Here is a 17,925-nt window from a genome sequence, read left to right as displayed (position 1 = left end):
CCACGCGCCCGTGGCATGAAAACCCGGGCTTCGCGCTCATAAGTCAGAACAGGAAAGGGGAACCATGTCGCATGCCATGCCCGACCGGCTGCTGCCCGGCGCGCCGTATCCGCTCGGAGCGAGTTGGGACGGCCTCGGCGTGAATTTCGCGGTGTTCTCCGCGAACGCGCAGAAAATCGAGCTTTGCCTGTTCGATCCCACCGGCCGCAAGGAGATACGCCGCTTCGCGCTGCCCGAATGCACCGACGAAATCTGGCACGGCTATCTGCCGAACGCGCATCCGGGCACCGCGTACGGCTTTCGCGCGCACGGGCCGTATCAGCCGCAATACGGGCATCGCTTCAATCCGCACAAGCTGCTGCTCGATCCGTATGCGCACAAGCTCGTCGGGCAATTCCGCTGGTCCGATGCCCTGTTCGGCTTTCGCATGCATTCGAATCGCGCGGACCTGTCGATCGACCGGCGCGACTCGGCGCCCGCGATGCCGAAGTGCGTCGTGATCGACGAGGCATTCGACGCCTCGCACGACCGGCGCCCGGACGTGCCGTGGGGCGACACCGTGATCTACGAAACGCACCTGCGCGGCACCTCGATGCTGCGCGCCAACCTGCGCCAGCACGAACGCGGCACCTTCGCCGCGCTGGCCTCGCCCGAGTTCATCGAGCATCTGCTGAAGCTCGGCGTGACAGCGGTCGAACTGCTGCCCGTGCATGCGTTTCTGAACGACCGTTTTCTGGTCGAGCGCGGGCTGCGCAACTACTGGGGCTACAACACCGCCGCGTTCTTCGCGCCGGAGCCGTCGTATCTGAGTTCGCACCGGCTCGACGAAATGCGCATCGCGGTGCGGCAGTTGCACGCGGCCGGCATCGAGGTGATGCTCGACGTGGTCTACAACCACACCTGCGAAAGCAACGAAATGGGACCGACGATCTCGTGGCGCGGGCTCGACAACGCGAGCTACTACCGGCTGATTCCCGGCGACGAGCGCCACCACATCAACGACACCGGCTGCGGCAACACGCTGAACCTCGCGCATCCGCGCGTGCTGCAGATGGTGATGGATTCGCTGCGCTACTGGTCGAGCGCGTTCAACATCGACGGCTTTCGCTTCGATCTCGGCGTGACGCTCGGGCGCGAGAGCCACGGCTTCGATCCGGGCTCGGGCCTCTTCGACGCGTTGCGCCAGGACCCGCTCCTGTCTCAGCGCAAGCTGATTTCCGAGCCGTGGGACATCGGCCCCGGCGGCTATCAGCTCGGCAATCATCCGCCCGGTTTCAGCGAATGGAACGACCGTTTTCGCGACACCGTGCGGCGCTTCTGGCGCGGCGACGCGGGCCTGCGGCCCGATCTCGCCGCGCGCCTGACGGGCTCGGCCGATCTGTTCAACCGGCGGCACCGCAAACCGTGGGCGTCGATCAACTTCATCACGTCACACGACGGCTTTACGTTGGCCGATGTCACCGCTTACGAGCAGAAGCACAACGAGGCGAATCAGGAAGACAACAACGACGGCCACAACGAGAATTGCAGCCGCAACTGGGGCGTGGAAGGCCCGAGCGACGACCCCGCGATTCTCGCCACGCGCCGGCGTGTGTCGCGTTCGCTGATCGCGACGCTGCTGGTCGCGCTCGGCACGCCGATGCTGCTGGCCGGCGACGAAGCACTGCGCACGCAGTTCGGCAACAACAACGCGTATTGCCAGGACAACGAAATATCGTGGCTCGACTGGCCGCTCGCGGATTCGCCGGAAGGCCGGCGTATGACCGAGTTCGTTGCGCGCATGGTCGCGTTGCGCAAGCGCCATCCGCTGCTGCGCGAAACGCGTTTTCTGTTCGGTGACCGCGAGGTGCTGCCGGGCCTGTTCGACGTCGGCTGGTTCGACGAGCACGGCGACCCGCTTACGATCGAAGCCTGGGAAGACCCGGAAGGCCGCGCGTTCACGTTGCGCCGCGCGGGTCCGGGCCTGAATGGCGAAACGGAAGTATTGTTATTGATGCTCAACGCGCACGAGGAGCCGCGGCAGTTCGTTCCGCCCGCCCCGCATCTGGAATGGCACGTGCTGTTGGACACGGCGGCCCCGGACGACGCGCCGCGGCGGCTCGCCACGGCCGAAGTCGAAGTCGGCGCGCACACGCTCGTGATGCTGGCCGCGCAGCCGAGCGGCGAGGCGGACTGGCAGGCCGGCTGGAAAGCCGGCGCGCGGCACGGCTCGCGGCTGCTGAGCGCGCTGCCGCCCGATCCTCGCGCCGGCGGCGAGGCCGGCGCGGAAGCGCCGGAAGGCGATGGGTCGCCCTAACCGGCGACCACTGCGGCAAACACGTTGCAAGACAGTTCGATAGCCGATTCTCGAAGGGTGAAGAATCATGTCCGAAAGTCCGATTGATCCTCATGCGCATCATCACGCGCATTGCCTGCCGTTCAGCGCGCAGCTGATCGGCGCGACGGGCGCCAGGCCGCGCACGCGTTTCCGTTTCTGGGCGCCGTCGTGCAAAAGCGCCCAGGTGCTGATCGAAAACGGTCCCGCGCAGGGCGCGCACGACATGACGCCGGCCGGCAACGGCTGGTTCGAGGCGAGTGTCGAGAGCGGCGCGGGCACGCTGTACCGCTTCCGGCTCGACGACGGCCAGGTGGTGCCCGATCCGGCCTCGCGTTTCCAGCCGCAGGACGTGCATGGACCGAGCGAAGTGATCGACCCGCGCGCGTATCGCTGGGAGCACACCGGCTGGCACGGCCGGCCCTGGGAGGAAACGGTGCTGTACGAATTGCACGTCGGCGCCATGGGCGGCTATGCGGGCGTGCAGAAGCGCCTCGCGGCACTTGCCGCGCTCGGCGTCACCGCGATCGAGCTGATGCCGGTGAACGATTTCCCCGGCCGCCACAACTGGGGCTACGACGGCGTGCTGCCCTACGCGCCCGATTCCGCCTACGGCCGCCCCGACGAGTTGAAGGCGCTGATCGACGCCGCGCACGGTCTCGGCCTGATGGTGTTTCTCGACGTGGTCTACAACCACTTCGGCCCGGACGGCAATTATCTGCACCGCTATGCACGGCCGTTTTTCCGCGCGGGCGCGGCGACGCCGTGGGGCCCCGCGATCGACTTCGAGCGCAGCGAAGTGAGCGAATTCTTCACCGACAACGCCGTCTACTGGATCAACGAATACCGCATCGACGGGCTGCGCTTCGACGCAGTGCATGCGATCGGCCATCACGACTGGCTGCGCGAATTGTCCGACCATATTCGCGCGCGCGTGCAGCATGGCCGCCACGTGCATCTGGTGCTCGAAAACGAGCGCAACAGCGCGAGCCTGCTCGACACGCATTTCGACGCGCAATGGAACGACGACGCGCACAACACACTGCACGTGCTGCTGACCGGCGAAACCGAAGGCTACTACCACGCCTACGAAGACCAGCCGATCCGCCGCCTCGCGCGCGTGCTGGCCGAGGGCTTCGCGTATCAGGGCGACCCGTCGCCGATTCACGACGGTGCGCCGCGCGGCGAAGCCTGCGGACATCTGCCGCCGACCGCGTTCGTGATGTTCCTGCAGAACCACGACCAGATCGGCAATCGCGCCTGCGGCGAGCGGCTGCGCTCGCTGACTTCCGACGACGCGCTGCGCGCCGCGACCGGCCTGCTTCTGCTGTCGCCGCAGATTCCCCTGCTGTTCATGGACGAGGAGTACGGCTCGACACAGCCGTTCCTGTTTTTCACCGACTACACCGGCGATCTCGCCGACGCGGTGCGCGAAGGACGTCGGCGTGAATTCGCGCGCTTCTCCGCGTTTAGCGACGAAAAGCGGCGCGCGCTGATTCCCGATCCGAACGATGCGCGGACGTTCGCGGCGTCGTCGCCGCCCGCGCCCGATGCCGCAGCCGCTGCCGCTGCGGCGTCGAACCCCGACCGCCTCGACTGGCTGCACTTCTACAAGTCCGCGCTCGCGGTGCGCGCGAAGCTCATCACGCCGCGTCTGAAGCACGGCAAAGCACTCGGCGCGCGCGTGCTGCCCGCAGCCGACGGCAGCGACGCGAACGCGCTCGTCGCGCGCTGGAAACTCGGCGACGGCGAGACGTTGTCGATCGCGCTGAATCTGTCGCAAGACGAGGTTGCGTTCGGGCACGCGCCCGACGGCAAGGTGATCTTCGAAACGCCGCCGCGCGTGCGCGAGCGGATCGATGCCCACGTGTTGCCGGCGCATGCGTTCGTCGCGTGGCTCACGGGCGACGTCAGCGAATACGCGAGCGGCCACGATGCGCGCATCGCGGGCCGCCAGGAGCATCGCGCGTGACGACCCGACGCCCCCCCAACGACAGGATCGCCGCGCTCGCCGTCCGCGCCGGCTTCGAGGTGGAGTGGCAGGACGCGCATCGCACGACGCAGCGCGTGCCCGAGAGCACGCTCGCGACGCTGCTCGAACGCATGGGTCTGCCGTGCGGCAACGCCACGCAGACTCGCCAGAGCGCCGCCGCTCTGGAGACCGAACTATCGGGCCGCAAGCTACCGCCGCTGATGACCGCAATGGTCGGGCGCGGTATCGCACTGCCCGCCGCCGCGGTCAAATCGGGCAGCCATTACCGGATCGAACTCGAAAGCGGTTCGATCATCGACGGCCGCTTCACGGCGCCGAAGGGCGAGGAAGCGCTGCTCGCGCCGATCGACGAAGCCGGCTATCACACGCTCGTCATCAACGAGCAGCATGTGACGCTCGCGGTCGCGCCGCCGCGCTGCTATACCGTCGCCGATGCGTGGCGCACCTTGCACGACGGCCGGGAGGCACCGCCCGCGCCGCCGCTGTGGGGCATCGCCGCTCAACTGTACGGCTTGCGCCGCGCGGGCGACGGCGGCATCGGCGATTACACGGCGCTCGCGCAACTCGCGCGGCACAGCGCGCAACGCGGCGCGCATGCGCTCGCCGTCAGCCCGACGCATGCGATGTTCAGCGCGCAGCCCGAGCGCTTCAGCCCCTACTCGCCGTCCTCGCGCTTGTGGCTCAACGTCGCGCATATCGACCCCGCCGCGATGTTCGGCGCCGACGCGATGCAGGCCGCGCTGGCGGCCGTGCTGCCGTCGGCAAGCGCGCGCAACGCGTGGGCGCAATACGCGCAATACGAAAACGCGCCGCTGATCGACTGGCCGAATGCGACACCGCTGAGGTTCAAGGTATTGCGCGCGCTCTACGAGCGGTTCAACACCGACGAGCGCGCACAGCCCACGCCGCGCGCGCTCGAATTTCACGGCTTCTGCGAACGCGCCGGCCGCGCGCTCGAAGATCACGCGCGCTTCGAAGCGTTGCAGGCCGCGCAGCTCGCGCAGGGCGGCGACGGACACTGGCGCAACTGGCCCGAGGCGTTGCGCGATCCGCGCAGCCCCGAAGTCGAGGCATTCGCCGCCGCGCATCGCGCCGAGGTCGACTTCCATCTGTTCCTGCAATGGCTCGCCGCACGCGGCCTGGCGCATGCGCAGCACGTCGCGCGCGAAGCCGGCATGGCGATCGGCCTGATCGCCGATCTCGCGGTGGGCTGCGACAGCGCCGGCAGTCACGCATGGTCGTATCCCGACGACATGCTGCGCGGCGTGTCGGTCGGCGCGCCGCCCGATCTCTTCAACCAGGCCGGCCAGTCGTGGGGACTCACCACGTTCTCGCCGCGCGCGATGCGCACGCAGGGCTTCGCCGCGTTCATCGACATGCTGCGCGCCGCGTTCGCGCAGGCGGGCGGCATCCGCATCGACCACATTCTCGGCTTGCGGCGGCTGTGGCTCGTGCCCGACGGCGAGAGCGCGCGCAACGGCGCGTATCTGCGCTATCCGCTCGAAGACCTGTTGCGGCTTATCGCGCTCGAATCGTGGCGGCATCGCGCGATCGTGATCGGCGAGGACCTCGGCACCGTGCCGCCCGGGTTTCGCGAGCGGCTCGACGAACATGGCATCGACGGCATTCGCGTGCTGTGGTTCGAGGGCGCGTCCGGCGGCGACGGCTTCAAGGCGCCGCGCGACTGGGACCGCCATGCGGTCGGCACAACCACCACCCACGATCTGCCGACCGTGGCCGGCTGGTGGCGCGGCAGCGACATCACGTGGCGCAACCGGATCGGGCAGACGCTGGCGCGCGCCGATGGCCGTGATCCCGAGCAGGTCGCGCAGGAAGAACGCGCGCACGACCGCGCGAAGTTGTGGCGCGCGTTCCAGCAGGCGGGCGTAGCCGCCCACGCGTTGTCCCCGCGCGGCCCGCAGGACGGCGCGCCCCCCGACAGCGCGCCGGTCGACGCGGCGCTCGCGTTCGTCGCGGCCACGCCCTGCGAGCTCGTCACGCTGCCGCTCGAAGACCTGCTCGCGCTCGTCGAGCAGCCGAACCTGCCGGGCTCGATCGACGAGCATCCGAACTGGCGCCGCCGCATGACGCTGCCGGTCGATGCGATGTTCGACGACGCCGCGTTCAGCAAGCGCCTGCGCGAGATCGACCGCGTGCGCCGCGCCGCCGCTTCGGTGCCGGCCGGCGCGCCGGATTCGGATGCTTCGGCCTCTTCCGCTTCCCCGGCTTCGGCTCCGGCTCCGGCTCCGGCGTCGACTTCGGCGCGCCCCGCTACCCCTTCATCCAACGCTTCTTCGGAGCCCGACACGCCATGACCGTCCCACGCTCCACCCTACGCCTGCAGTTCCATCGAGGCTTCACGTTCGACGACGCCGCGCGCCACGTCGAATACTTCGCCGCGCTCGGCATCAGCCACCTGTACGCATCGCCGATCACGACGGCCGAGCCCGGCTCGACGCACGGCTACGACACCGTCGACTATACCGAAGTCAGCGCCGAATGCGGCGGCGAGGCGGGCTTGCGGCGCCTCGTCGAAAAGCTGCGCGCGCACGACATGGGCCTCATCGTCGATATGGTGCCGAACCATATGGGCGTCGGCGGATCGAGCAACGCGTGGTGGCTCGACATCCTCGAATGGGGACGCCACAGCACGTATGCGCGCCACTTCGACGTCGACTGGCACTCGCCCGACCCCGCCTTGCGCGGCAAGGTGCTGCTGCCGATGCTCGGCGCGCCCTACGGCGAGGAGCTTGCCGCGGGCCGCATCGCGCTGCATTTCGCGGCCGACAGCGGGCGCTTTGATGTTCGCTACGGCCCGCACGTGTTCCCGGTGTGCCCGATCGATTACGCGGCGATCCTGCTGAGCGCCGAGCGCGCCGATCTGGGCGCGCTCGCCAACCGCTTTCAGGGACTCACGACGCAGCCCGCCGATCAGCCGCACGCGGCCGTTGCGCGCGACGCGCTGCGCGAGTTCGCGGCGCGCAACGGCGCCGCGGCGCTCGACTTCGTGCTCGAAGCGTATGCACCGGAAGACCCGGTCACGCGCGACCGGCTGCATCGGCTGCTCGAACGGCAGCACTTCCGGCTCGCGTGGTGGCGCACCGCATCCGACGAAGTGAACTGGCGGCGCTTCTTCGACATCTCGACGCTCGCGGGCGTGCGTATCGAGCGGCCCGAGGTGTTCGACGCGGTGCATGCGCTGATCTTCCGGCTGTATCGCGAAGGGCTCGTCGACGGTCTGCGCATCGATCACGTCGACGGACTCGCCGAGCCGCGCGAATACTGCCAGCGCCTGCGGCAACGGCTCGCCGAGTTGCGCGACACGGCGCCGTACGTCGTGGTCGAGAAGATTCTCGGCCACGACGAGCCGCTGCGCGACGACTGGCCCATCGACGGTACAACCGGCTACGACTTCATGAACGACGTCGGCGCGCTGCTGCACGATCCGGCCGGCGCCGAACCGCTCGCGCGCACATGGGTCGAGCTGACCGGCCGCGCCGCGCATTTCGCCGACGAAGCGCTCGCCGCGCGCCGCAAGATTCTCGCGGAAAACCTCGCGGCGGAACTCGATCGCGCCGCGCGCGCATTGCACCGCATCGCGCGCGATTCGCTAGCGACGCGCGACTTCACGTTCACGACGCTGCGCCGCGTGCTGACCGAACTGGTCGTGCATTTCCCGGTGTACCGCATCTATCCGCAGAACGGCTTGCGCAGCGCCGCCGACAACGTCTACTTCGACGCAGCGCTCGCCCGCGCGCGGGCGACGCTGCCGCGCGCCGATCATGCCGCGCTCGAGCGCGTGAACGCATGGCTCGGCGGCAGCGCCGAAGACGCGCCGCCCGCACGGCCCGGCGCGCCGCAGCCACCGTCGGCGCAAGGCGGCGGCCCGCCCTCGCACACGGGGTCGTCGCGACGCAACGCGCAGACGCTGTTCTCGCAGCTGACCGCGCCGCTCGCCGCGAAGGCCATCGAGGACACCGCGTGCTACCGCTACGGCCGCCTGTTGTCGCGCAACGAAGTCGGCTCGGACCCGAGCGAATTCGCATTACCGGTCGAGCCGTTTCACGCGCGCAACCGGGAGCGCGCGCAACGCTTTCCGCATGCCTTGCTCGCCACGGCCACGCACGATCACAAGCGCGGCGAGGACGTGCGCGCGCGGCTCGCGGTGCTCAGCGAGATCGCCGACGAATGGAGCGCGACGTTGCGCGCGTGGTCGACCTTGAACGCGCCGCAGCGGCGCGCGCTCGACGGCACGCCGATCAGCAGCGTGAGTCGGGACACGAGCGACGCATGGGCGCCGGGCCCCGCCGCCGAGGCGATGCTGTATCAGACGCTCGTGGGCTGCTGGCCGCTTCTGCTACGTGCCGGCGACGAAGCCGGCGTCAAGGCACTGGCCGAGCGCGTCGCGCAATGGCAGTTGAAGGCGCTGCGCGAGGCGAAACTGCAAACCAGTTGGCTCGCGCCCGACGAAGCCTACGAAGCGGGCTGCCGCGACTTCCTGTTCGACATCCTCGCGCCGCAGCGGCGCGACGGCTTCCTGAAGGAGCTGGCGGCGTTCGTCGAGCGCATCGGCCGCGCGGGCGCGCTCAACGGCTTGCAACAGACGGTGCTGCGGCTCGCGTCGCCGGGGATTCCCGATCTTTATCAAGGCACCGAGTTGTGGGACTTCAGCCTCGTCGATCCCGACAATCGGCGGCCCGTCGATTTCGCGCAGCGCGAAGCATCGCTCGCGACGGCACAGACACCGCCGTCGGAGCTTCTCGCGGATTGGCGCGACGGACGCGTGAAGCTCGCGGTAATCCAGCGTGTGCTCGCGTTGCGCACGCATCTGCCGGAATTGCTGAGCCAGGGTGCGTATCTGCCGCTCGCGGTGCGGGGCGCGCATGCGTCGAGTGTGATTGCGTTCGCGCGGCGGCATGGCAATGCGTGGGCCGTGGTGGTGGCGAGCCGGCTTGCGGCGAGGCTGCTTCGAACCGGGCGCGATACCGGCGCAGGTGACGCCGGGAGCGCTCAAGGAGATTTGCCGCTCGTCGAGCCCGAGCGATGGGCCGATACGGCCATCGAGATGCCGTCCGATCTGTCGGCGCGCGCGCTGTTCGACTGGCTGAGTCCGGCCGCGCCGAAGGTCGACGAGAATGGTTTGCTGTATCTGCGCGATGCGTTGGCGGCGATGCCGGTGGCGGTGCTGGTCGAGGACGGCGTGCCGCGGAGTTGAGGGCGGCTTTTGCGGGTAAGTTGAAGTGCACTCCCAGGCTTGGACTTAACCTTGAGCGCCGGCTTTGAACGACCGCTCAACCGCCTTCGTCGTCGAACATCTTCGGATACACGCGCACGAGCACGATGCGTGGGCCCTTCATCTTCTTGATGACCACGTCGAAGTCTTCGAACTCGATGCGCTGCCCCTCGCTCGGCAGATCGTTGAGCGCCTGGATCACGAGACCGCCGACCGATTCCGCCCGGCCCTCGTCGATATCGATACCAAGCGCGCGTTCGAGCGACACCACCGGCAAGCTGCCTTTGCCCATCAGCGTGCCGTCGTCCATGCGAGTCCAGTCGGCATCGCCCTGACGGAATTCGTCGTGAATCTGCCCCACCAGCGCGCCGAGCAGATTGTCGAGCGTGAGAAAGCCGATCGGCTTCGCATGCTTGTAGCCGACCAGCGCAAAGTGCGGCGCGCCCTTGCGAAAGCGACGAAACAGTTCGAGCGCCGGTAGATCGGGCCGCACGCATTGCACCGGGCGCACGTAGCGGCCGAGATCGTCGAGCGTGCTGCCGGCCTGGCGCGCGAGCAGCAGGTCCTTCAGGTGAATCATGCCGGCGACGCGCTCGCCCGAGGCATCCTCGAATAGCGGATAGCGGCTGAAGCGATGCTGCGCGACCACCTGCATGTTGTCGCGCAAGGGCAGATCGCGCCGCAGGCTGACCATTTCATGCGCCGGCCGCATCAGGTCCGACACGGTCATGCGCGAAAAATCGAGCGAATGCGCAATCGTGTTCCATTCGTCCTGGCTGTAGGCGCCATCGGTCGCCACGCGTCCGCTCGCGACCTGTGCGCGGCGACCGCGCAGGATCAGCTTGAGTTCGTCGGTCGAGTAATGGGAATCGTGACCGTGACCGGTATCGAGCCCCGCTGCCTTCAGTACCGTGTTCGCGCTCGTATTGAGCACCCAAATGGCCGGATACATCACCCAGTAAAAACCGTACAGCGGCATCGCGGCCCATAGCGACACCTTCTCCGCTTCGCGGATCGCGAGCGACTTCGGCGCGAGTTCGCCGACGACGATATGCAGGAACGAGATGCACGAGAACGCGAAGAACAGCGAAATGCCGTGGATCAGCTGTTCCGATTCGACGCCGATCACCTTGAAGAGCGGCGTCAGCAGTTGCGCGAACGCGGGCTCGCCGATCCAGCCAAGACCGAGCGAGGCGAGCGTGATGCCGAGCTGACACGCCGACAGATAGGCATCGAGTTGTCCATGCACTTTCGCGAGCAGGCGCCCACGCATGCCGTGCTGGGCCGCGAGGCTTTGCACGCGCGTCTGCCGCAGTTTCACCAGACCGAATTCAGCGGCGACGAAAAAGCCGTTGAGGGCAACGAGAAACAATGCGCCGATAAGGGCAACGACCTGGATCAAAGCGAGGGGCTCCGGCAACAAAAGTTGTCAGTATAGAGGGTGAAAGCTCGGTGAAAAGTTAAGCGCGCTTATTTGCACGTACTCGTGTTTGCCGGCGGCTGCCTGTTGCCTGCGCCTGCTTGCGTGCCCGGCATGCCGGCACCCCATGCTCAATCGTACTCATTCGTGTTCGTTCGTATTCATTTCGGTACGCTCGCGCTGAACGGCACGCGCAGCGTGAGCGTGGCAACGCCGTTGCCGTCGCCGTCCACCGCGTCGCTTTGCTCGAAGCTGCCGCCGTGTGCTTCCGCGACGCGCTTGCACAGCGCGAACACCCATGCAATGCGTTTCGCTTCGCGCGGCTCGCCTGCCTGCTTGCGCGCAAACGCTTCCAGCAGGTGGGGCAACGCGGCATCGTTCAGCGCGGCCTGGTTCGGCTCGTACACCACGCTCGCGTGCCACGCGCCCGCGTCCGCGCGCGTGCTCAGCGCGACCTCGGCACCCGGCGCGCCCGCTTCGACCGCAAACGTGAGCATCAGCCACAAGGCGGCGACGAGCCGCTCGCGGTCGCCGTTCAACTGCTCGGTGGCAAGCTGCGAGTCGAGCCTGATCTCGACGCCGCGCGCGCGAGCGAGACCGGTGCGGACCTCGGCGATGGTTTCGTCGAGCAGCGGATGCAGAGAAAACGGCGCATACGCGAGCGCGAGCGACTTCGTTTCGGCGCGCGTCGCATCGACCACCGTTTCGAGCAGCTTGACCTGCTGATCGACGCCGCTGCGAATGCCGGCAATCGCGCGCTGCGAGTTCGGGTCGCTCGCATCGAGCTTGCGCTCGAGCACGTAGGCCCAGCTATGGATCGCATTCAACGGACCACGCAGATCGTGCGACACCAGCGACAGCACATGATCGCGCATGAACAACGCGGTTTGCGCGCGCAGATGCGCACTGCGTTCGGAAATGGCAAAGCCGGCAGGCGCGGACTGTACGTCAGCCGCCCCGGTTGAAGACGTTGTCACGATCGAGCTCTCTCAGGCAATGGCGGTGATTGAAGGAATGTCCCATTATAGGCAAGCGGTCCGGGCCGACCAGCCTGGCCGAACGGCTAATGGCGCGCAATCCGCGTGCCACCTGCAATGCCCGGCAAGACTCGGCGATGCGGCTCAACACGCCTACAATGTCGGTTTTACGTTTTGATGAGAGGAGCGACGCATGTCGACTGTGACGACCGAATCCGGCCTGAAGTACGAAGACCTCGTGGAAGGCGCCGGCGCCGAAGCGGTAGCCGGCAAAACCGTGACCGTGCACTACACGGGCTGGCTGACCGACGGCCAGAAGTTCGATTCGAGCAAAGACCGCAATGACCCGTTCGCATTCGTGCTGGGCGGCGGCATGGTCATCAAGGGCTGGGACGAAGGCGTGCAAGGCATGAAGGTCGGCGGCAAGCGCAAGCTGACCATTCCGCCGCAACTCGGCTACGGCGTGCGCGGCGCGGGCGGCGTGATTCCGCCGAACGCAACGCTCGTGTTCGAAGTCGAGCTGCTCGAAGTCTGAGTCGGCCCTCGGGTCCATTCCGGCTACACCCAGGCTGTTTTTCATGAGCCACGCCGCCGTCACCGCCCCTAACGTTTCGTTGCGCCGCTACGGCGCAATCGAAGCGTCGGACGTGCACGACTTTCATCAGGTCGTGCTCGGGCTCGACGGCGCGATGGTGATGGCGGTAGACGGCGTCGCGCAGCAGATCGACGCCGGTTCCGCATGGCTGATTCCGGCCGGCGCGCGGCACGATTACGCGGGTGTCGGCGAAAACCGGCAACTGGTGCTGGATTTGCCGGCTGCGTCGCTGGCCGTGCCCGAGCGGCTGTTCGAGCGCCCTCGGGCCGTTACGGTGGATGCGTCGCTCGCGCAACTCGTGCATCGGATCGCCGCGCATGCAACAGGGGGCGCGGTCGACGCGCAAGGCGACGCCCTCAACCGCCGCTTCCATTGGGACGCCGCCGCGCGTCTCGGCGCGGCGCTTATCGCCGACGCCGGCACGCTTGCGGGCGCGCGGGCCGCAGGCGCCGGCCTCGATTTCGCGCGCATCGACCGCTGGCTGCGCGCGCATCTCTCTGAGCCATTGCGTATCGCCGATCTCGCCGCGCATTGCGGCTTCGGCATGCGCCGTTTTCACCAGCTTTTTATCGACGCATTCGGCGAAACGCCGCATCGCTATTTGCAGCGGCTGCGGCTCGACACGTCGCTCACGCTGCTCGCGGACCCGCGTCTTTCATTGACTGAAATCGCGCTCGACATCGGCTTCGCCGATCAGAGCGCTTACACGCACGCGTTCACGCGGCGCTTTGGGCTCGCGCCCGGACAGTGGCGGGCGCTGCGTCATTGATGAGGCGAGAGGCTGCGTGAGCCGGTATGGCCCACACCAGTTCTGCTGGCTGGCACTTTCCCCCGCTTACCCCGCCAGCCCGCGCTCCAGATCGGCGCGAATATCGCCGGCGTTTTCGAGCCCCACCGCAAGCCGGATCAGACCTTCGCTGACGCCCGCCGCCGCGCGCGCTTCCGGCGTGATACGGCCGTGCGTGGTCGTCGCCGGATGCGTGATCGTGGTGCGCGTGTCGCCGAGGTTGCCGGTGATCGAGCAAACCTTCGTGCTGTCGATCACGCGCCATGCATTGGCGCGCATCTGCTCGGGCGTGTCGCCCTTCAGCTCGAACGACACAATCGCGCCGCCCGACTTCTGCTGACGCATCGCGAGCGCATGCTGCGGATGCGATTCGAGCCCCGGATAGAACACGCGATTCACAGCCGGATGCGAATCGAGCCAGCGCGCGATTTCGAGCGCATTCGCCGACTGCTTTTCGACGCGCAGCGACAGCGTTTCCATGCCCTTCAACAGCACCCACGCGTTGAACGCCGACAGCGTCGGCCCGGCGCTGCGCACGAACGGAAACACCTTCTCCATGATGAATTTCTTCGAGCCGACCAGCGCGCCGCCGAGCACGCGGCCCTGGCCGTCGAGAAACTTGGTGGCCGAATGCATGACGACGTCCGCGCCGAGCTTCAGCGGCTGCTGCAAGGCCGGGCTGCAGAAACAGTTATCGACGACGAACAGCGCATTGGCCGCCCGGGCGATCTTGCTGATCGCCTCGATATCGGAGACTTCGGTCAACGGGTTCGACGGCGTTTCGAGGAAGAACATCTTCGTCTCGGGACGCACGGCGTTTTTCCATGCGTCGAGATCGGTCGGATCGACGAACGTGGTCGTAATGCCGAACTTGCTGAAAATCTGCGAGAACATGCCGAGCGTCGAGCCGAACAGCGCCTGCGAGCTCACGAGGTGGTCGCCCGCCTGCAACGTCGACATCACGACCGACATGATCGCGGCCATGCCCGACGCCGTCGCGATACAGGCCTCGCCGCCTTCGAGCGCGGCCAGGCGGTCCTGGAACATCGAGACGGTCGGGTTCGTGAAGCGCGAGTACGTGAAATAGTCTTCGGAGTTCTTGAAGCGCTCGGCGGCATCCGCGGCGCTCGCGAACACGAAGCTCGAGGTCAGGAAAATCGCTTCCGAATGCTCGTTGAAGTCGCTGCGCGCGGTGCCCGAGCGGACGGCCAGCGTATCGAAGTCGAAGTTCAGGGAGTCGTCCATGTTGGTTCTGGTTTCCAAGGTTCCATGGCTGCGTGCGGTGCGCATCGGAGACGGCGCGACGCCGTACGGCAGCAACAAAAAAGCCCGCTTTTGCGTCGGCATAAGCGGGCTTCATGTGCGGGGAAGCTGGAGCTAGGGCGGATGATTGCGGCTTTCCGCCTTTCGCTTTAGCTGTTTCGGGTTGCCCCGCGTCCGCAAGCTGAGATCAAATCGACGCAAGCCGTCATGCTAACACGCTCGCGCCGCGGTGTGCGCTCAGCCTACCGACAGCTGCAGATGCAGCTGCGAACGCGCCGGGCCGCCGCCGTCGATCGCCTCGCTCGCGGCGTCGCGATCCGATTGCGACGACGGCTCAAGACGCGCGCTTTCGATGCGATCGAGGTACTCGGTCGTGATGTCGCCGGTCACGTAGTGGCCGTCGAAGCACGACGCCTCGAACTCCTTCAGCGCCGGGTTGATGTCGCGCACCGCCTGCTTGAGCGCATCGACGTCCTGATACACGAGGTGATCCGCGCCGATCATACGCGCGACTTCTTCGTCCGTGCGGCCATGCGCGACGAGTTCGCCGCGCGTCGGCATGTCGATGCCGTAGACGTTCGGGAATTTCACGGGCGGCGCCGCCGAGGCGAAAATCACCTTGTTCGCGCCCGCGTCGCGCGCCATCTGCACGATTTCGTGCGAGGTCGTGCCGCGCACGATCGAGTCGTCGACGATCAGTACGTTCTTGCCCTTGAACTCGATGTTCATCGCGTTGAGCTTCTGGCGCACCGACTTCTTGCGCACCGCCTGGCCCGGCATGATGAAGGTGCGGCCCACGTAGCGGTTCTTGAAGAAGCCTTCGCGATACTCGACGCCGAGCTTCTTCGCGACCTGCATCGCGGCCGGGCGCGACGAGTCGGGAATCGGCATCACGACGTCGATCGCGACGTCGGGCAGCTCGCGGCGGACTTTCTCGGCGAGGTAGTCGCCCATGCGCAGACGCACGTTGTAGACCGGCACGCCGTCGAGCACCGAGTCCGGACGCGCGAGATACACGAGTTCGAAGATGCACGGGTTCAGGCTCGGAGCGGTCGCGCATTGCTGCGCATGCAACTGGCCGTCGGCGTCGATGAAAATGGCTTCGCCCGGCGCGACGTCGCGCACGAACTCGAAGCCGATGCCTTCGATCGCCACCGATTCCGACGCCAGCATCCACTCGACGCCCTGCGCCGTTTCCTGCTTGCCGATGCACAGCGGGCGAATGCCGAACGGGTCGCGGAAACCGAGCAGGCCGTAACCGGCGATCAGCGAGACGATCGCGTACGAGCCGCGCACACGGCGATGCACGCCCGACACCGCCTTGAACAGCGCGGCCGGATCGAGCTGCAGGCCCGAGCTCGACAGCTGCAATTCGTGCGCGAGCACGTTGAGCAGCACTTCGGTGTCGGAATTGGTGTTCACATGGCGCCGATCGATGCGGAACATCTCGTCTTTCAGCTGCTGCCAGTTGGTCAGATTGCCGTTGTGCGCGAGGATGATGCCGAACGGCGCGTTCACGTAGAACGGCTGGGCTTCTTCTTCGCTCGACGCCGAACCGGCCGTCGGGTAGCGGACCTGGCCGATGCCGGTCGTGCCGGGCAGGCTGCGCATGTTGCGCGTGCGGAACACGTCGCGCACCATGCCGTTGGCCTTGTGCATGTGGAAATTGCTGCCGTTCGCGGTTGCGATGCCGGCGGCGTCCTGACCGCGGTGCTGCAGCAGCAGCAGGCTGTCATAGATGAGCTGGTTGACCGGAGAGTGGGAAACTACGCCTACGATGCCGCACATGGCATGTCCTTCAAAGGTACGAAATTCATGATGGCGCCCGGTGCCTGCGACGGCGTACGCGCGATGCCGCGACGGTACGCGCTACGGCGTCAAGGCAGCCGGCGGGTGCCGGGGTCCTGTCCTGCATTGCTCTGGGCGCCCGGATCGTCCACGTGGACGTAAGCGGCGAGCGCCTCGGGAAGCAGCGATTTCAGAGCGAGCACGCCTTCTGCCGCATACGGGCGAAGCAGCGCGTTGCGCCAGAATTCCTGTTTGGGCAGTTCGGTCAAGCCTGCGAGAGCGACCAGAATCAGCACCAGAACGACCCCGCGCACGAGGCCAAACATCAAACCGAGCGAGCGGTCCGCGCCGCCGAGGCCCGTGACCTGCACGAGACGGCTGAGCAGCGCGCTCACCACGCTCGACACCAGCACCACGCCGATCACCACGAGCGAGAAAGCCAGCAGCCACTGGGTCAGCGCGCCCCCCGGCCAGTTGGACGGGATATAAGGGACCACGTAGCCGACGAACTCGCAAGCCAGGAAAAACGCCGCGACCCAGCCGATCAAACCGAATACTTCCGACAGCAAACCGCGCCAGGCGCCACGCAGCGCCGACAAGCCGATCACCGCCATTACAGCGTAGTCGAAGGCAGTGAACATCGCTGGCTTACTGAGCGGCACCGCTGTTCGAGCCCGCCATCAGACCGGCCCCGCGAACCTTCGCGATCGCTTCGGTGGCCGAGGCGCGGTCGGCGAACGGACCGGCGCGCAACAGCGCCATGGTCGAGCCGTCTGCCTGCTTGCGATGTTCGATATATGCGGGTACGCCGGCCGCTTTCAACTTCGAGACCCAATTGCGCGCGTTCGTTTCGTTCGCGAAGGCGCCGAGCTGGACCGCGAAACGGCTGCCGGGCGGCGATGCCGGCGTGCCGGAATTGGCGTCGGCGCTGGCGGCGGCCGTGTTCGTGTCGTCGTCGGTCGACGTAGCGGCGGTGGCCGGTGCCTTGGTCGGCTTCGCGGGAGCGGTGTTGGCGGCGAGCGCCGGCGCCTGCGGTTTCGCGGCGGGCTTGGCCGCAGCAGTTGCGCTCGTGGCCGGCTTCGCGTCCTGCTTCGCGGTGCTCGTGCCCGACTGTGCCGGCTTCGTGGCGGCGGTCGTTGCCGGCGCAAGGCCGGAAGCGGAGAGACCCGCGTCGGCGGCAGGCGGATTATCTGGCGCGACGCCGGCCTGCACGTCTTCGCTGGCGGTGGATTTGGCGAGCTTCGGCGCGGGCCGGCTCGGAATGTCGATGGAGATGTCGTCGGTGACGGGCTTCGGGTGTGAGTCGAGCACCATCGGCAGGATAATCACCGCCGCGACGACCAGCGCGATCGCGCCGACAAGCCGGCGCCGCGCACGCTGCTTTTCCGGCAGCGTAGGGTCGAGCAGCATGGCATCGGCATCGACGGAGCGCTCGGTGCGGCGGGTGCGCCGCTCGACGCGCTCACCCCGGGCGGCCCGATTGGAACTGGTGTTTGCGCCGCGCCGGCTGGGCGCGTCGTCTTTCTTGCCGAACGAGAAAATTCCCATGAATCGC

General features: G+C 67.2%; 13 protein-coding genes. 7 read left to right on the top strand and 6 right to left on the bottom strand.

The features are described from left to right. Positions 1-64: 64 nt before the first annotated feature. The 4 genes from glgX to treY all read left to right on the top strand — a co-directional run bounded on the left by glgX (position 65) and on the right by treY (position 9,522). On the top strand, positions 65-2,296 hold the full coding sequence (gene glgX / locus F3J19_RS06955) for a glycogen debranching protein GlgX (RefSeq protein ID WP_167039132.1): 2,232 nt from the start codon (positions 65-67) through the stop codon (positions 2,294-2,296). Positions 2,297-2,363: 67 nt separating this feature from the next. Next, positions 2,364-4,286, top strand: coding sequence for a malto-oligosyltrehalose trehalohydrolase (gene treZ / locus F3J19_RS06950; RefSeq protein WP_167039130.1), 1,923 nt, complete (start codon positions 2,364-2,366; stop codon positions 4,284-4,286). Then, the gene (gene malQ / locus F3J19_RS06945) at positions 4,283-6,622 is read left to right on the top strand and encodes a 4-alpha-glucanotransferase (RefSeq protein ID WP_167039128.1); all 2,340 of its coding nucleotides are present in this window, start codon (positions 4,283-4,285) and stop codon (positions 6,620-6,622) included. The genes treZ and malQ overlap by 4 nt, the downstream gene beginning before the upstream one ends. Next, on the top strand, positions 6,619-9,522 hold the full coding sequence (gene treY / locus F3J19_RS06940; protein WP_167039126.1) for a malto-oligosyltrehalose synthase: 2,904 nt from the start codon (positions 6,619-6,621) through the stop codon (positions 9,520-9,522). The genes malQ and treY overlap by 4 nt, the downstream gene beginning before the upstream one ends. Before the next feature lie 76 nt (positions 9,523-9,598). On the opposite strand, the gene F3J19_RS06935 is transcribed toward treY, so the two are convergent. Together F3J19_RS06935 and F3J19_RS06930 are read right to left on the bottom strand one after the other, a co-directional pair. Next, the gene (locus F3J19_RS06935; protein ID WP_167039123.1) at positions 9,599-10,942 is read right to left on the bottom strand and encodes a hemolysin family protein; all 1,344 of its coding nucleotides are present in this window, start codon (positions 10,940-10,942) and stop codon (positions 9,599-9,601) included. Between the two features lie 179 nt (positions 10,943-11,121). Beyond that, the gene (locus F3J19_RS06930) at positions 11,122-11,937 is read right to left on the bottom strand and encodes a HAMP domain-containing sensor histidine kinase (RefSeq protein ID WP_167039121.1); all 816 of its coding nucleotides are present in this window, start codon (positions 11,935-11,937) and stop codon (positions 11,122-11,124) included. Between the two features lie 193 nt (positions 11,938-12,130). On the opposite strand from F3J19_RS06930, the gene F3J19_RS06925 reads away from it, so the two are divergent. After that, on the top strand, positions 12,131-12,472 hold the full coding sequence (locus tag F3J19_RS06925; protein WP_167039119.1) for an FKBP-type peptidyl-prolyl cis-trans isomerase: 342 nt from the start codon (positions 12,131-12,133) through the stop codon (positions 12,470-12,472). Between the two features lie 43 nt (positions 12,473-12,515). After that, positions 12,516-13,301 carry an AraC family transcriptional regulator gene (locus tag F3J19_RS06920; RefSeq protein ID WP_167039117.1) on the top strand — a complete coding sequence of 262 codons (786 nt, stop codon included), beginning with the start codon at positions 12,516-12,518 and terminating at the stop codon, positions 13,299-13,301. A 66-nt stretch (positions 13,302-13,367) separates the two neighbouring features. Here the strand turns inward: F3J19_RS06920 and F3J19_RS06915 are convergent, their stop codons facing one another. Then, positions 13,368-14,564 (bottom strand): O-succinylhomoserine sulfhydrylase, encoded by a 1,197-nt coding sequence (locus F3J19_RS06915; RefSeq protein ID WP_167039115.1) that lies wholly within the window; start codon positions 14,562-14,564, stop codon positions 13,368-13,370. Here F3J19_RS06915 and F3J19_RS06910 point away from each other — a divergent pair. After that, positions 14,563-14,700 (top strand): hypothetical protein, encoded by a 138-nt coding sequence (locus F3J19_RS06910; RefSeq protein ID WP_167039113.1) that lies wholly within the window; start codon positions 14,563-14,565, stop codon positions 14,698-14,700. The two genes, F3J19_RS06915 and F3J19_RS06910, sit on opposite strands and share 2 nt — an antisense overlap. 119 nt (positions 14,701-14,819) lie before the next feature. Here the strand turns inward: F3J19_RS06910 and purF are convergent, their stop codons facing one another. From purF to F3J19_RS06895, 3 genes are all read right to left on the bottom strand, one after another. Next, the gene (gene purF / locus F3J19_RS06905; RefSeq protein WP_167039111.1) at positions 14,820-16,370 is read right to left on the bottom strand and encodes an amidophosphoribosyltransferase; all 1,551 of its coding nucleotides are present in this window, start codon (positions 16,368-16,370) and stop codon (positions 14,820-14,822) included. Positions 16,371-16,459: 89 nt separating this feature from the next. Further along, complete coding sequence (locus F3J19_RS06900; RefSeq protein ID WP_167039109.1) at positions 16,460-17,011, bottom strand: CvpA family protein; 552 nt, start codon at positions 17,009-17,011, stop codon at positions 16,460-16,462. Between the two features lie 7 nt (positions 17,012-17,018). Beyond that, a complete protein-coding gene (locus F3J19_RS06895; RefSeq protein WP_167039107.1) occupies positions 17,019-17,918 on the bottom strand; it encodes an SPOR domain-containing protein in 900 nt (299 codons plus the stop codon). Positions 17,919-17,925: the final 7 nt, after the last annotated feature.

The organism is Burkholderia sp. Ax-1724, from assembly GCF_011752995.1.
Taxonomy (GTDB): Bacteria; Pseudomonadota; Gammaproteobacteria; order Burkholderiales; family Burkholderiaceae; genus Paraburkholderia.
The sequence above is the reverse complement of the archived record's forward strand: the minus strand, read 5'-3'. Positions and strand labels throughout refer to the sequence as shown.